The following is a 14,456-nucleotide window of genomic DNA, read 5'->3' as shown; positions in this document are numbered from 1 at the left end:
CATGAATAAAACAACTATTTAACTAGTTAACTATATAAAAGGTAACCTATATAAATATTTATATATTTTCTTCTATAAAACCTTGCTATATATTGACTACTGTAATTTTCTTTTTAGAAATATACCTATCTATCAAATACATTATCATAAAAAAATGATGTAGTGATTGTTTTCATCACTACATCATTTAACTTACTATTAAAGATTTTTATCATCTATACTTCCTAAGTATTTATCTATCTCACCAGTTACTGAGCTTACGCATCCTTCTTCAAATGGTGAAATTAAATTAGCATGTTTAACTAGATTTACAAATGACATTGTACCTCCAACATTACATAATCTTAAATAATCTTCCCATGCTTGTTCATGATTATCTTGATCTTTTTTCCAAAATTGAAGAGCACATATTTGAGCTAGTGTATAATCTATATAATAAAATGGACTATTAAATATGTGTGCCTGTTGGAACCACCATCCACCTCTTTCTAAGAAATCACATTCTTCATAATTTTTATGAGGTAGATATTTTTTCTCAATATTTCTCCATGCCTTTTTCCTTTCATCTGGCGTAGCATCTGGATTCTCATATACAAAGTGCTGGAATTCATCTACTGTTACACCATAAGGAATAAATTTAATAGCATCTCCTAAATGAGAGTATTTATATTTAGCTTCTTCATCTTCAAAGAAAAGTTTCATCCATGGCCAAGTGAAAAATTCCATGCTCATTGAGTGAATCTCACAACTCTCATAAGTTGGGAAGTTACATTCTGGAATAGAAATCCATCTACTTCTATAACATTGGAATGCATGACCAGCTTCATGAGTTAATACATCTACATCTCCTGAAGTACCATTAAAATTTGAAAATATAAACGGTGATTGATAGTTTGGTATATAAGTACAGTATCCGCCACCTTGCTTGCCCTTTTTAGTAACTAAATCCATTAAGTCATTTTCTATCATGAAATCAAAAAATTCTTTAGTTTCAGCTGAAAGTTCAGAATACATGTTTTTACCATTATTAACTATCCATTCCGGATTTCCTTTAGGTTTAGCATTTCCAGTTAAAAATTCAAACTTTTCATCATAATATTTAAGTTGATCTAACTCTAACCTTTCTACTTGTCTTTTATATAGTTTATTTGCTATCGGTACTATATAATCTTTTACTTGATCTCTAAATTTACTTACCATTTCTGAATTGTAGTCAGTTCTTAACATTCTCACATATCCAAGTTCTACAAAGTTTTTAAATCCAAGCTTATGTGCTATAGTAGTTCTAACCTTAACCATCTCATCATATAATCTATCTATTTCTGTTTCATTATCTGTAAAGAACTTATACTTAGCTTCACTAGCACGTCTTCTCATATCTCTATCTTCTGACAATATAAATGGAGTTAATCCAGATAAGTTTCTTTCTTCACCTTCAAACATAATTTTAGCTGAAGCTATAAGTTTACTATATTCTGATGATAGTTTATTTTCTAATTGTAAATCCTTTATTACTTCTTTAGAAAATGATTTTATATTATATTCTGCTATACTAAAGAATTGTTTTCCAAATTCTTTTTCTAATTCTAATCTGAATTTACTATTTACAATAACTTTATAAAATTCTGAGTTTATTTCGTTATATAGAGGATCATATTCATCCCAATATTCTCTTTCTTTACTATAAAACTCATCCTCAGTATTTATACTATATCTTATGTTAGCTATAGTACCTAAAGTAACTATTTCATTTCTAATTTCATTAATTTCATTAATAAGCTCTTTAACTTCGATTATGTTGTTACTCTCATTTGTTTTATCTATTAGACCCATTAATTTTTCTTTTATTTTTTCATAATCTGGTCTTTCATATTTAAATTCATTAAATCCCATACATACACCCCCATTTGATAAATAAATTCTACCATTTTAAAAATATTCTGTAAATACATTTTTTGTTTTTTTAAAATTTACATATTAATTCCCCCTATTATATCCATCAGTTTAAAAAAGGAGCGTAGCTACTAACTTATTAAAAAGTTATTTTACCACACTCCCTTTTCCCTATCTAAGATAATTCAATATTATTAAGAATAACACCCCTGGTATACCAAGTATTCCAGCTATAAGTGCTGTTATTGCATTAATAGGTATTACTAGTCCAAAGTTTCCACCTACTAAATTTATTAACCACAATAATATACCCCCAGCTATTCCATTAACAATTAAGTTTAATAGAACCTTTAGTGGCCATGCAAATATTTTACCAATTATAAATATTGCAACTATAGCTATTATAAAAAATATAATGTTTGGCATTTTCATCCCCCTTATAATTAAAATTGTTTTAGTAATCATTAAAATAAAATCTTATGCTTAATTCTTAAATAATTTTATCTATTAATAAATTTATTAGTTATTTTACTTTATATTACCACTTATTGCAATAATTTAATTCTTCTATCATACAATCAACACTCACTGTTATTCCACTTTTCTTTGCTTGGTTTAGAAAATATACATATTTAGCTTTAGCTTCATCTTCTTTATATATAGATATATCTATTAAACTTTTATCACTAACATTATCGAAGCAACTTCTAGCAACTTCAATTTCCGCTATTGAGTCCTGTATTCCTTTGATTATTTCACGCTGCTCAGGTGTATAAATATTTTTAGCTAGTATAGTCTCTATTATTTTATCTCTGTTCATAATAATACCTCCATTATATATACTTAAATATATTTTTGACATATAATGGATGAGATATACTTGTTATTTGAATTGTATGTTATATAAACAGAGTTATTTGTTTCAGGGGAAGTTTTACTCCCATTTTGAAGAGGATGAAGTATTAGAGCTGGTAGTCATCGGATAAAAAAGACTTGTGAAAATATATCAGTTATTCTCACAAGTCTCCTGTATAAATAATTATATTTCTTTTCTACCTTCTAGGGCTTTAGATAAAGTAACTTCATCTGCATATTCTAAATCTCCACCTACTGGAATTCCATGAGCTATTCTTGTAACTTTAACTCCAAAAGGTTTTAATATTTTTGATATATACATGGCAGTTGCTTCACCTTCTATGTTAGGATTTGTTGCAACGATGATTTCCTTTAAATCATTATTTACCCTAGTTATCAATTCTTTTAACTTTATGTCATCTGGTCCTCTACCTTGCATTGGAGATATTGTGCCATGAAGTACATGATATACCCCATTAAATTCCCTAACTTTTTCAATGGTCATTATATCTTTAGGTTGCTCAATTACACATATTGTACTTTTATCTCTGTTAGGATTTGAGCATATAGCACATGGATCGCTATCAGTAAAATTTCCACATATTGAACAATACTTTATTGTACCTCTTGCCTTCACTAATGCATTAGCAAATCCTTCAACCTCATCTTTAGGAAGATTTAAAACATGCAATGTAAGTCTTTGAGCAGTTTTACTCCCTATCCCCGGTAGCTTTCCAAATTCCTCAATTAGTTTTTCTATAGCTATAGGATAAAAATCCAAATTAGTCACCTCTATTAAAACATTCCTGGTATATTAAGTCCACCAGTTAGTTTTCCCATAGATGAATTAGTTTCTTCTTCTGCTTTCTTCAAAGCTTCATTTACAGCTGTTAAAACTAAATCTTGTAACATTTCTACATCATCTGGATCAACTACTTCTGGTTTAATTATTATATCTTTTAATTCTTTTTTACCAGATACTCTTACTGTTACAGCTCCACCACCAACAGATGCTTCAAACTCTTTAGTTTCTAAATCTTTCTGAGCTTCCTCCATTTGTTTTTGTAGCTTTTGTGCTTGCTTCATTAAGTTATTCATATTTCCACCCATTCCTGGAAATCCGCCTTTTGCCATTGTAATACCTCCTAAAAATTATATTTCATTATAACTAGTATATAATATTATATTATAATGTAACCATCAATTTATTAAAACCTTTAAATTTTATTCATCACATATTTCCACTAATGCCTCAGGAAATATATCTGATAGTATTTTTTCTTTATTAACTTCCCTATTTATATTATCATTTTCTATTTCATAAGTAACATGAACCTTCTCATCTAATACCTCTGAGAATATATCATTTATAATCTTTCTATATTCTTCTCTTTCAAGTCTTTGTTTATGAAAATTATATTCCTTTGTAAAGCCGACGGTAATAACTCCATTCTTGAATTTCTGAACTTTTCCCATCATTAACGCTGTAGCTATTACCATATTATTTTTTTGCTTAAGGATATTTTGAATATCTTTAAAAGACTTTCTAATAATTTCAACATTTAGCTTACTTTCTCCTGCTGCAATTGGTAATTCTATATTTTCATTATTAAGCTCTACTGGTTTGCTTGTTTCAACTTTATTTATACTTGGATTTATTTCTGGTCTTATTTCCTTTGCTTCTTTTATTGCACTTTGTACTGTAATATTCGCTGATGCAATTTTATCCTCTAATCTATTCAGTCTAGCTAATATAGTTTCCATGGAGGTATCATATTTTATCTTACACATTTTTATTATTGCTAGTTCTAAATATATTCTAGCCTGCTTTGTACCCTTAGAGCTATCTTCGGCTTCTTGAAGTATACTTATACACCTCATGATTTCCTCTACTCTAATTCTAGTGCTTTGATTTTTTATACTTTCTATGTTTTCAATAGACATATCCAATACATCTTCTAAATTATTACTTACATTTATCATTAATAGATTTCTCATATGAGTAATCAAATCTCTAATTAGTAAGTTAATATCTTTTCCATCCAATATTAATTTATTTACTACTCTTATGCATCCCTCTGTATCTCGATTTATAACATTATCTACTATAGTCACCATGCTGTCATTAGTAGTTATTCCTAACATATCTACTAAATCCTCATATCTAACTATATTGTTTATTGATATAGCTTGATCTAATATGGATAAAGCATCTCTCATTGCTCCATCACACATTCTAGATAATAACCTTAAGCTACCTTCTTCAATGTTTACTGATAATGAATCGGTTATTTGTTTTAACCTTAAAAATATATTTTCACTACTTATTCTCTTAAAATCAAACCGTTGACATCTTGATAATATTGTTATAGGAAGCTTTTGAGGATCAGTAGTTGCTAATATAAAAATTACTCTACTTGGTGGTTCTTCTAATGTCTTAAGAAATGCATTAACTGCACCAATAGATAGCATATGAACCTCATCTATGATAAACACCTTATACTTAGCTTCTTGTGGTGGATATTGAACATCATCTATAATATCCCTTATATTATCAACACTATTGTGAGATGCTGCATCTAGCTCTGTTACATCTATAGCTGTGCCTTGGTTTATACTTTTACACATCTCACATTCATTACATGGTTCACCTTCTATAGGGTTTAAACAATTTATTGCCTTTGCAAGTATTTTTGCTGTTGAAGTTTTACCCGTTCCTCTAGTTCCGCATAGTAAGTATGCATGAGCTATCCTATCGCTTTTTATGGCATTTTTAAGCGTTGTAGTTATATGCTGCTGTCCAACTACGTCGCTAAATAATTTAGGTCTCCACTCTCTATAAAGTGCTTTATATCCCATGTATCCTCACTCCTTACATTAAAATTTCTAAATAAATATATATCTACAATACTTCTTAATTATTTATTCTACTCAAAAATAATTCTTATCTTATCTATTATAATACTTCTCATAGTTATATTCTATATTCTTTACTAACTTATATTAAGTAATCAATTATATATATCTAGTTTTTCTAAAATATTTCAATATAAACTAACTCATTTAATTTATATTTCAAATTAATTATTTAAAAAAGGATAAAAAAAAAGATGTCTTTAACATCTTAAATAAAAAATAAAGTCGTACACCTTGCTTCGATAATCAGTTTATATGCGTTACCTATACAGTTAACTCAAACCAGGTTAATCCACGGCACATGGAAGGTCTCACTTATCGCTGCTTCCTTCCAGACCTGACGAGGTTCATGAGTTTCCATTGCGTGGGACCCAGTTATCAACGCCACTTATATAGGCCAGACCATACAAATTGATACCTCAGCAAGGAATTCAATCCTGCTGTAGCGGATTGCAGGTTACAGGGCACCGCTAACTCCCCATCTAGTACGACATGGCGGAGAGAAGGGGATTTGAACCCCTGATAGAGTTGCCCCTATACACGCTTTCCAGGCGTGCTCCTTCGACCACTCGGACATCTCTCCATATCGTGTATTCATTATTATACTATTTAAAATCATTACTTTCAAGTAAAACTTATTTAAAAATATATTCCAATTGTAGTATAATCTCATTAGGATTAACAAAGTTTTCAATTTAAATTAATAATATATATATACTTATCATAAAATAATATGAATGGAGGTAGTTGTTTATGATTAATTATGAAATTAAAGGTGGTTCCATGCCAGTAGCTATCTGTTACCTAAATAGTGGAGATAAAATTGTCTCTGAATCAGGAGCTATGGGTTGGATGAGTGACAATATAATTATGGACTCTAACATTAAAGGTGGCCTATTTAAAAGTATAGGAAGATCTCTATCAGGCGAAAGCTTATTTTTAAATACCTTTACTTGCTCAGGAAATGTAGGAAAAATAGCATTCCCCTGTTCTGTGCCAGGTAGAATAATGGCTAAAGAGCTCCAATCTAATGAATCTATAATTTGTCAAAAAGGTGCTTTCATGGCAGCTGAAGATTCTGTAAGTCTTAATATTCATTTTAAAAAAAGATTTTCTAGCGGCTTATTTGGTGGCGAGGGTTTTATCCTTCAAAGAATAACCGGTCCTGGAACAGTTCTTTTAGAATTTGATGGTCATGTTGAAGAGCTTAACTTAAATCCTGGAGAAAGAATAAAAGTAGATACCGGCCATGTAGCTGCTTTTGAACCAAGTGTAAATTTTGATATTGAAATGGTTAAGGGACTAAAAAACATATTCTTTGGTGGTGAAGGCTTATTTTTAACAACACTAACAGGCCCCGGAAAAGTATACCTTCAAACTATGCCTCTTCAAAATTTAGCAGGTAAATTGTCTTTTTATCTTAATACCGGTAGCACTAATTTAAGAGATTAAATATCTTTATAGTGCCAAATAAAAATAACCTTTTAGATAATCAATATTTACAAAAAATATCTTATTATCTAAAAGGTTTAATTTTTTAAATATGTGTAATTGTACTATTCTTCCTTCTGTATATTATTATAAGCCCTACAATCCATATAAGTACTCCTATAATACTTACAATTTGAGCTGTTCTAAGCCCAAACATCATTAAGCTGTCTGTTCTAAGTCCTTCTATAAAAAATCTTCCTATAGAATATAGTCCTATATAAGTTAAAAATACAACTCCATTCTTTTTAACCTTGTGTAACATATAGAATAGTATAAAGAACACTACTAAATTCCAAATTGATTCATATAAAAATGTAGGATGATAGTAAGTTCCATTTATATTCATACCACTTTGTATGAACTCCGGAAACTTACTTATAAAAGCTTCTGTTACAGGTCCACCATGTGCCTCTTGATTAAAGAAATTCCCCCATCTTCCAATGGCTTGGGCTAATATAATACATGGTGCTGTCATATCTAGTGCGGATGAAAGCTTTATACTTTTTCTCTTTGTACATATATATACAACTATTACTGCTGCAATTAGTCCTCCATGAATAGCAAGGCCACCTTGTCTAATATTAAATATATCCATCAAATTATCCTTATAATATCCAAACTCGAATAATACATAATAAAGTCTTGCACCAATTATGGAAATTGGAAATGCAATTAAGAATATAGTTAATACATCATCATAATTTATCCCTTTTAATTTACAGGTATATTGACTTAATAAAAGCGCTAACATGGTACCTGAGCATATTACAATTCCGTACCACATAACATCTAATCCAAATATACTTATGGCTACTGGATTCATCTATTCCCCTCCTTAATCCTTTTTATATTATTATAATCTATATAATTAATTATTTGTATTCTTTTAGTAATTCTTCTATAGTATGTTTACATCTCGTTCCCTTACAACTTCCTGTTCCAGCCCCTGTTGCCTTTTTTACGTCTTCAAAAGATTTAGCTCCATCAGCTATTGCCTTCTTTATAGCTGCTCTAGATACTACTTTACAGATACAAACTTTAGTATGTTTATCTAGTACAGCCTGTCTTAATGCCTCCTGTTTTGCTTGTTCTTCCATCTTTACAGTTTCTCCTTTCTCTTTTCTTTGAAAAACTCTTGTAGTAAATTACTACATTCTTCATTATAGAGCCACTTAATATTAACCCAATGATTTAAATTTCCACTTTGAGTAATATTAAATACTGAGCCACATCCACCAGCTCTGGGGTCAAAAGTTCCAATATATAACCTTTTTATTCTGCTTTGAACAATAGCACCAGCACACATAGGACATGGTTCTAATGTAACATACATATCACATTCATTAAGTCTCCAATCTCCTATAGCTTCTGATGCTTTTTTTATTGCAATAATTTCTGCATGGTTAGTAGAATCATTGGTATTTTCCTTTATATTATGACCTGTAGCTATTATTTTATTGTTTTTTACTATTATTGCTCCCACCGGAACTTCATTTTTACTCTTTGCAATTTTAGCTTCAATAATTGCTTGTTGTAAAAAATAATTATCCATAACTTACTCCTCTTTATTATATATAAAAAAAACTTAGTAAAGCAGGCCTTACTAAGTTTTGGTGCGCACGAGAGGAGTCGAACCTCCGGCCTTCCCCTTAGGAGGGGGATGCTCTATCCTGCTGAGCTACGGGCGCATATTACCTAATCTTTATTATAATAATATATTTATTCTTCGTCAATAGATTAATATCTATATTTTACTATGAACCTATTCTCTTAATGTTAATTAATCAACCTATATAAACTATTTAAAAATAATATATCTATAGAATTTATTATTTTCATGATTATATGCACATAATATAAAAAATCTTTTAACTTTATATATTTGTCAGAAAAATAAATGATTTATTGCAGATTTTTATTTGAATCTATGTTAAAATACTAATATATTGTGATTTTGCAACAAAAAATTCAGAGGTGATTTTATAATGAAGAAGATTAACATAACCGAAACAGTTCTAAGAGATGCAAATCAATCTCTTATTGCAACAAGACTTCCTTTTGAAGATTTTGCACCTATTCTTAAAGATTTAGATGATGCAGGATATTATTCATTAGAGTGTTGGGGTGGAGCAACCTTTGACTCTTGCTTAAGATATTTAAATGAGGATCCATGGGAGAGATTAAAGAACATAAAGAAAATAGTTACTAAAACCCCTCTTCAAATGTTATTGCGAGGACAAAATATTTTAGGATATAAACACTATCCAGATGACGTAGTTAGAGAATTTATTAAAATGTCTGTTTATCACGGTATGGATATAATAAGAATATTTGATGCATTAAATGACTTTGCTAATATAGAAGTTGCTATGAATGAAACTATAAAGCAAGGTGCTCATGCACAAGGAACTATAGTTTATACTGTAAGTCCAATTCATGATGTTAAAAACTATACTAAACTGGCAAAACAACTTGAAAATATGGGGGCAAACTCTATTTGTATAAAGGACATGGCTGGCCTTATAATGCCTTCTATAGCATATGACATAGTTAAGAGTATAAAGGAAACTGTTAAAATCCCAGTATTTTTACACTCTCACAGCACAAATGGTATTGCTGAAATGGCTTACTTTAAAGCTGCAGAAGCTGGTGTAGATGGAATTGACTGTTCAATTTCTTCATTCTCTAGTGGTACTGCTCAACCTCCAACAGAATCTATGCATCATGCACTAGAAACTGCTGGATTCGAAACAGGTCTTAATATAGGTACCTTAACTCAAATTAATAATTTCTTTAAACCAGTTAGATCAAAAGTTTTAGAAGATGGATTACTAGATCCAAAGGTATTAACTCCTCAGCCTGAAGGACTTACAAACCAAATACCTGGAGGAATGTTATCTAATATGATTTCTCAACTTAAAGCTCAAAATTCTATTGATAAGCTTGATGCAGTTCTTGCAGAAGTTCCTAAAGTAAGAGAAGACTTAGGATTCCCTCCACTTGTTACTCCAATGAGTCAAATGGTTGGAACTCAAGCTACAGTTAATGTATTAACTGGTGAAAGATATAAAATGGTTCTTAAAGAGGTTAAAGCTTATTGTAGAGGAGAATATGGTAAGGCTCCTGGGGAAATAAATGAAGCAGTTCTTAAAAAAGCTCTTGGAAATGATACTCCTATTGAAGGAAGATATGCTGATACTTTAGAACCAGCATTCCAAAAGACAAAAGAAGAACTGAAAAATATAACAACTAGCGAAGAAGATATTCTTTCTTACTTAGCCTTCCCACAAATAGCCGAAGAGTTCTTTAAAAAGAGAAGTGAAAAGCCATCTAATGATGATATGAGGAAACTAACTAATAGTGAAGTAATATAAAACTTATTTAAATATCTCCAATTAAGATACATTATTATATCTTAATTGGAGATATCTTTATATACCTAATATATTTTCTGTTATAATATCATTATGTTAAATTTAAGATAAATCTGGAGTTGATATTATGATAAAATACTATGATAGAAAAAATAAGACCTATTGTGAAGAAAATGTAGCTGGTGGAGATATACTTAATTTTATGTACAGTAACCCAGTTGCTAAAACTTTTATACCCAAAATTGCAAGTGGAAAATTCTTAAGTAAGCTCTATGGAATGGGCTGCGATAGTAAGTTTAGTAAAAAATATATACACCCCTTTATAGATAGATTCAACATAAATATAGATGAATATGAAAAAAATATAGATGAATATAGCTCCTTTAATGACTTTTTTTATAGAAAACTTTCAAAATACAGTCGTAATATCTGTAAAGATGATGAATCATTTATCTCTCCCTGCGATGGTAAGCTATTAGCTATAGAAAAAATTGATGAGAATTCTAGCTTTACAGTTAAAGGATTTAAATATACCCTTAATGAGTTATTGCAAAATGAAGAATTAAGTAAGAATTATTCTAATAGTACTTGTTTAATATTTAGATTATGCCCAACTGATTATCACAGATTTCACTTTGTTGATTCCGGAACTTGTTCTAAATCCACATTCATAAAGGGTAAATATTACTCAGTTAACCCCGTAGCTCTTGAAAATATAAGTAAGGTTTTTTCAGAAAATAAAAGAGAGTATAGTATTCTAAAAAGTGATAATTTTGATGATGTTATCTACATAGAAGTAGGTGCTACCTTTGTTGGTTCTATTATTCAAACCTACTCCTCATCATCCAAAATTAACCGTGGAGATGAAAAAGGGTATTTTAAGTTTGGTGGCTCAACAGTTATAATTATACTAAAGGAACATATATTAAAATTAGATGAAGATATATGTTATCAAAGCAATTTAGGAGTAGAAACCTCTGTATATATGGGAGAAAAAATAGGAGTAAGAATTTAAATTCTTACTCCTATTTTTATAATCTAAACTTAAGTGTAGTATTATTTAATTTATCTGCATTTTCCTTGTTTTCTATAGCAGTACTTTTTATACTCTCAATATTTCCTACTATATCCATAGTTTTAGATGATATAGATGATACTCCCATAGCTCCCTCTGTAACAGTTACTGATACTTCATCTATGGCAGTAACAATTCCTTCTATAGCTTGATTTAGTACTGCAGCTTCACTGCTAAACTCATTCATAAAGTTGTTGAATTGATCTGCATCTTTTTCGTATAAAGCTCCTTGCTCTATATTTTTATCATAATCATTAATTACTTGTTGTTCTATGAAATTGCTCATGCGCCCAGCACTAAGAGCCAATTCTTCTACAGATTTATTTACTATTTTAACTATTCTTTGTATATCTGCTGCTGTTTTACCAGACTCTTCAGCTAACTTTCTAACTTCATCTGCAACTACAGAGAACCCTCTTCCTGCTTCTCCTGCACGAGCAGCTTCTATTGCAGCATTTAAAGCTAATAAATTAGTTTGTTGAGTTATCTTAAGTATAGAATCAGCTAACTTATCAATCTGCTTAACTTCCTTAGAACTTGTTATAGCAACTTCCAACTCACTTTTTACACTATTATAAATATCATTGGATTTTTCTTTAGAGTCTATAGCACTAGCTTTTATGCCCTGAGCTCTCTTAAGAATATCCTTAGTTATTTCATATCCTTCTAATGCTTCACTAGCTATATTCTGTACACTCTTAATCATTTCAGTAGAAGATGCAGCAATTTCTTGAGAAGTTGCTGATGTTTCTTCTATACCAGATGATACACTTTCAGTTTCAAATAATGTTTCATCTGCTTTAATTTTTAATGACTCTGTAGATTCTTCTACTATATTAGCGTTATTAGTTAATACTTCAGTAGTTGCTGCAATATCTCCAACAACTTCCCTTAACACTTCCCTCATATTTATAATAGATCTATATATAAGACCTATTTCATCCTTAGACTTAATTATAGCTAAATTATCATTAGTTAAATCTAACTTAGCTGTTTTATTAACCAAAGCGGCAACAGTAACTATAGGATTTATAATTACATTTGCCATTACCATTATTATAATAGAACCTATAATAACTATAGCTAATGCTACTAATGCTATTTGTTTAACCATTGCTATTACCGGTTTTCTTATTTCATTACTATTAGCATCTATAACCATAGTCCAATTTGTCCTAGGTACTAATCCAAAAGATGACATTACTTTATTGCCATTTATCCTATATTCTACTGATCCAACTTCTACATTACTTCCCTTCATAGCCTTATCTACTATATCCTTTATTTCAGGTATATCTATTGTTTGCCCAATTTTTTCTTTGTTTGGATGATATATTATATTTCCTTTTTCATCAATTAGATATGCATAACTATTTTCTATCTGTCCAATTTTTATATTTTCAATATAAGTAGAAAAACTCTCAGCATAAACATGTAATGCTATATATCCTACACATTTACTATAGTTATCTTCATCTAATACAGGATACGTAAATACTAAAACTCCTTTATCACCAGCAACGGATTTAATTGTATTACTTATCCACTTACCCCCACTAGAACTAGTACTGTGATAAGAATTATCAACTTCATTAGCTCCAACTAAGGATTCTTCACTATCAGCTACTATATCACCTTCTGGGCTAACTAATGATATTCTGTCTACATGTTTATTACCAGATATATATGACTTAAAGCCTTCATTTATATTTTTAACATCTTCTTTACTATTTTTTTTCTGAGCATAATTTAATAAGATATTAAGATTATCCTTAGAATTTGATAGAGCAAAAGCCTCATTAGTAACTTTATCCATCATAACAGATATGGTTTGTATAGATGATGTAGTTATACCCTCCATATTTTCTGTACTCTGACTTGAAATCGTCTTTGAAGAGTTTATGTACATAATTGTACTAGTTATTATCATTGATACTATTGTAAGACCTATCATACTAATTAATATTTTTCTTTTAACACTAGTTCCTTCAACCTGTAATTTTCCTTCTTTATAAACCTTAGCTGTAGATTTTATACTATTTATATTGTTACTTATATCATTAATTTTATCCTTATCTATTTTGTTACTATTTCTAATTTTTTTACTAATGGAGTTTTTATGTCTAATTGTAATTTTGCTAAATGCATTCTTAATACTTTTGCTTATATTTTGAGATGTACTTTTTAAATTAAATGAACTATGTTTCCTTTTTTTTAAAGTCTTATCAGACTTTCTTTTAATCATAAATATACCCCCATATATTAATAATTTATATAGTAATTATCGTGCGTAAAAATCTATACTAAATACACATTATACATATTATGTAACTAACATTAAATATATTTATCTATAATCAAATTAGTTGAATTATATAATAATTTACATACATAAACTCGTTATATAATTATTATATATGGATTTTCCTACATTTGAAGTCGAAATTTATCATATCCCTCTTATATATTTATATAAAAATAAAAAAGCCATTGCAAATTAACTGCAATGACTAAATATGGCAGGGTGTGTAGGAATCGAACCCGCAATATACGGTCCGTAGCCGTATGTTATATCCATTTAACTAACACCCCAAAAGGTTATTTAAATAACTATTATATAATAACATAGAATCCTCATGATTTCAATAATTATTTTTTGATTTTATTACACCTTATTGAGTCGAAAAAATAAATCGAATTCTTAAGAATCCGATTTTTAAATATATCTTGGCGGAGAAAGAGGGATTTGAACCCTCGCGACGGTTGCCCGACCTACGCCCTTAGCAGGGGCGCCTCTTCAGCCACTTGAGTATTTCTCCAAAAAATAAAAAAATGGCGGAGAGATAGGGATT

Annotated in this window: 13 protein-coding genes, 4 tRNA genes and 1 other RNA gene; 3 read left to right on the top strand and 15 right to left on the bottom strand. The window is 29.6% G+C overall.

What is annotated here, in order from left to right:
- Window positions 1–198: 198 nt before the first annotated feature.
- From B2P65_RS15425 to B2P65_RS15390, 8 genes are all read right to left on the bottom strand, one after another.
- Window positions 199–1,893 (bottom strand): M3 family oligoendopeptidase, encoded by a 1,695-nt coding sequence (locus B2P65_RS15425; RefSeq protein ID WP_346849256.1) that lies wholly within the window; start codon window positions 1,891–1,893, stop codon window positions 199–201.
- Between the two features lie 171 nt (window positions 1,894–2,064).
- On the bottom strand, window positions 2,065–2,325 hold the full coding sequence (locus B2P65_RS15420; RefSeq protein ID WP_346849257.1) for a pro-sigmaK processing inhibitor BofA family protein: 261 nt from the start codon (window positions 2,323–2,325) through the stop codon (window positions 2,065–2,067).
- Between the two features lie 106 nt (window positions 2,326–2,431).
- Window positions 2,432–2,713, bottom strand: a complete 282-nt coding sequence (locus B2P65_RS15415; RefSeq protein WP_346849258.1) for a DUF2508 family protein — start codon at window positions 2,711–2,713, stop codon at window positions 2,432–2,434.
- A gap of 219 nt (window positions 2,714–2,932) precedes the next feature.
- Window positions 2,933–3,529 (bottom strand): recombination mediator RecR, encoded by a 597-nt coding sequence (gene recR / locus B2P65_RS15410; RefSeq protein WP_346849269.1) that lies wholly within the window; start codon window positions 3,527–3,529, stop codon window positions 2,933–2,935.
- Between the two features lie 14 nt (window positions 3,530–3,543).
- A complete protein-coding gene (locus B2P65_RS15405) occupies window positions 3,544–3,882 on the bottom strand; it encodes a YbaB/EbfC family nucleoid-associated protein (RefSeq protein ID WP_150843612.1) in 339 nt (112 codons plus the stop codon).
- A gap of 90 nt (window positions 3,883–3,972) precedes the next feature.
- Entirely contained in the window at window positions 3,973–5,607 is a 1,635-nt protein-coding gene (gene dnaX / locus B2P65_RS15400) for a DNA polymerase III subunit gamma/tau (RefSeq protein ID WP_346880472.1), read from the bottom strand.
- Window positions 5,608–5,889: 282 nt separating this feature from the next.
- An RNA gene (ffs, locus tag B2P65_RS15395) (signal recognition particle sRNA large type) lies at window positions 5,890–6,155 on the bottom strand.
- 2 nt (window positions 6,156–6,157) lie between these two features.
- Window positions 6,158–6,247: transfer RNA gene (locus tag B2P65_RS15390), tRNA-Ser, on the bottom strand.
- A 173-nt stretch (window positions 6,248–6,420) separates the two neighbouring features.
- On the opposite strand from B2P65_RS15390, the gene B2P65_RS15385 reads away from it, so the two are divergent.
- Window positions 6,421–7,116 carry a TIGR00266 family protein gene (locus B2P65_RS15385; RefSeq protein ID WP_422652244.1) on the top strand — a complete coding sequence of 232 codons (696 nt, stop codon included), beginning with the start codon at window positions 6,421–6,423 and terminating at the stop codon, window positions 7,114–7,116.
- 85 nt (window positions 7,117–7,201) lie between these two features.
- Here the strand turns inward: B2P65_RS15385 and lgt are convergent, their stop codons facing one another.
- The 4 genes from lgt to B2P65_RS15365 form a co-directional block, all read right to left on the bottom strand.
- Complete coding sequence (gene lgt, locus B2P65_RS15380) at window positions 7,202–7,978, bottom strand: prolipoprotein diacylglyceryl transferase (protein WP_346849261.1); 777 nt, start codon at window positions 7,976–7,978, stop codon at window positions 7,202–7,204.
- Between the two features lie 49 nt (window positions 7,979–8,027).
- Window positions 8,028–8,252, bottom strand: a complete 225-nt coding sequence (locus B2P65_RS15375) for a (2Fe-2S)-binding protein (RefSeq protein WP_035134638.1) — start codon at window positions 8,250–8,252, stop codon at window positions 8,028–8,030.
- Window positions 8,253–8,254: 2 nt separating this feature from the next.
- On the bottom strand, window positions 8,255–8,707 hold the full coding sequence (gene tadA, locus B2P65_RS15370) for a tRNA adenosine(34) deaminase TadA (protein WP_346880470.1): 453 nt from the start codon (window positions 8,705–8,707) through the stop codon (window positions 8,255–8,257).
- Between the two features lie 59 nt (window positions 8,708–8,766).
- Window positions 8,767–8,843 (bottom strand) — tRNA-Arg (locus B2P65_RS15365).
- A gap of 297 nt (window positions 8,844–9,140) precedes the next feature.
- Between B2P65_RS15365 and B2P65_RS15360 the strand changes: the two genes are divergently transcribed.
- Both B2P65_RS15360 and B2P65_RS15355 read left to right on the top strand, forming a co-directional pair.
- Window positions 9,141–10,529, top strand: coding sequence for a pyruvate carboxylase subunit B (locus tag B2P65_RS15360; protein ID WP_346849262.1), 1,389 nt, complete (start codon window positions 9,141–9,143; stop codon window positions 10,527–10,529).
- 127 nt (window positions 10,530–10,656) lie between these two features.
- Window positions 10,657–11,544, top strand: a complete 888-nt coding sequence (locus B2P65_RS15355) for a phosphatidylserine decarboxylase (protein ID WP_346880469.1) — start codon at window positions 10,657–10,659, stop codon at window positions 11,542–11,544.
- Window positions 11,545–11,560: 16 nt separating this feature from the next.
- Here the strand turns inward: B2P65_RS15355 and B2P65_RS15350 are convergent, their stop codons facing one another.
- The 3 genes from B2P65_RS15350 to B2P65_RS15340 form a co-directional block, all read right to left on the bottom strand.
- Complete coding sequence (locus tag B2P65_RS15350) at window positions 11,561–13,849, bottom strand: methyl-accepting chemotaxis protein (RefSeq protein ID WP_346880468.1); 2,289 nt, start codon at window positions 13,847–13,849, stop codon at window positions 11,561–11,563.
- 272 nt (window positions 13,850–14,121) lie between these two features.
- A tRNA-Arg gene (locus B2P65_RS15345) sits at window positions 14,122–14,196 on the bottom strand.
- A gap of 136 nt (window positions 14,197–14,332) precedes the next feature.
- A tRNA-Ser gene (locus B2P65_RS15340) sits at window positions 14,333–14,423 on the bottom strand.
- Window positions 14,424–14,456: the final 33 nt, after the last annotated feature.

Source organism: Clostridium sp. UBA3061, assembly GCF_002367465.1.
Classification (GTDB): Bacteria; Bacillota; Clostridia; order Clostridiales; family Clostridiaceae; genus Clostridium_J; species Clostridium_J sulfidigenes.
The sequence above is the reverse complement of the archived record's forward strand: the minus strand, read 5'-3'. Positions and strand labels throughout refer to the sequence as shown.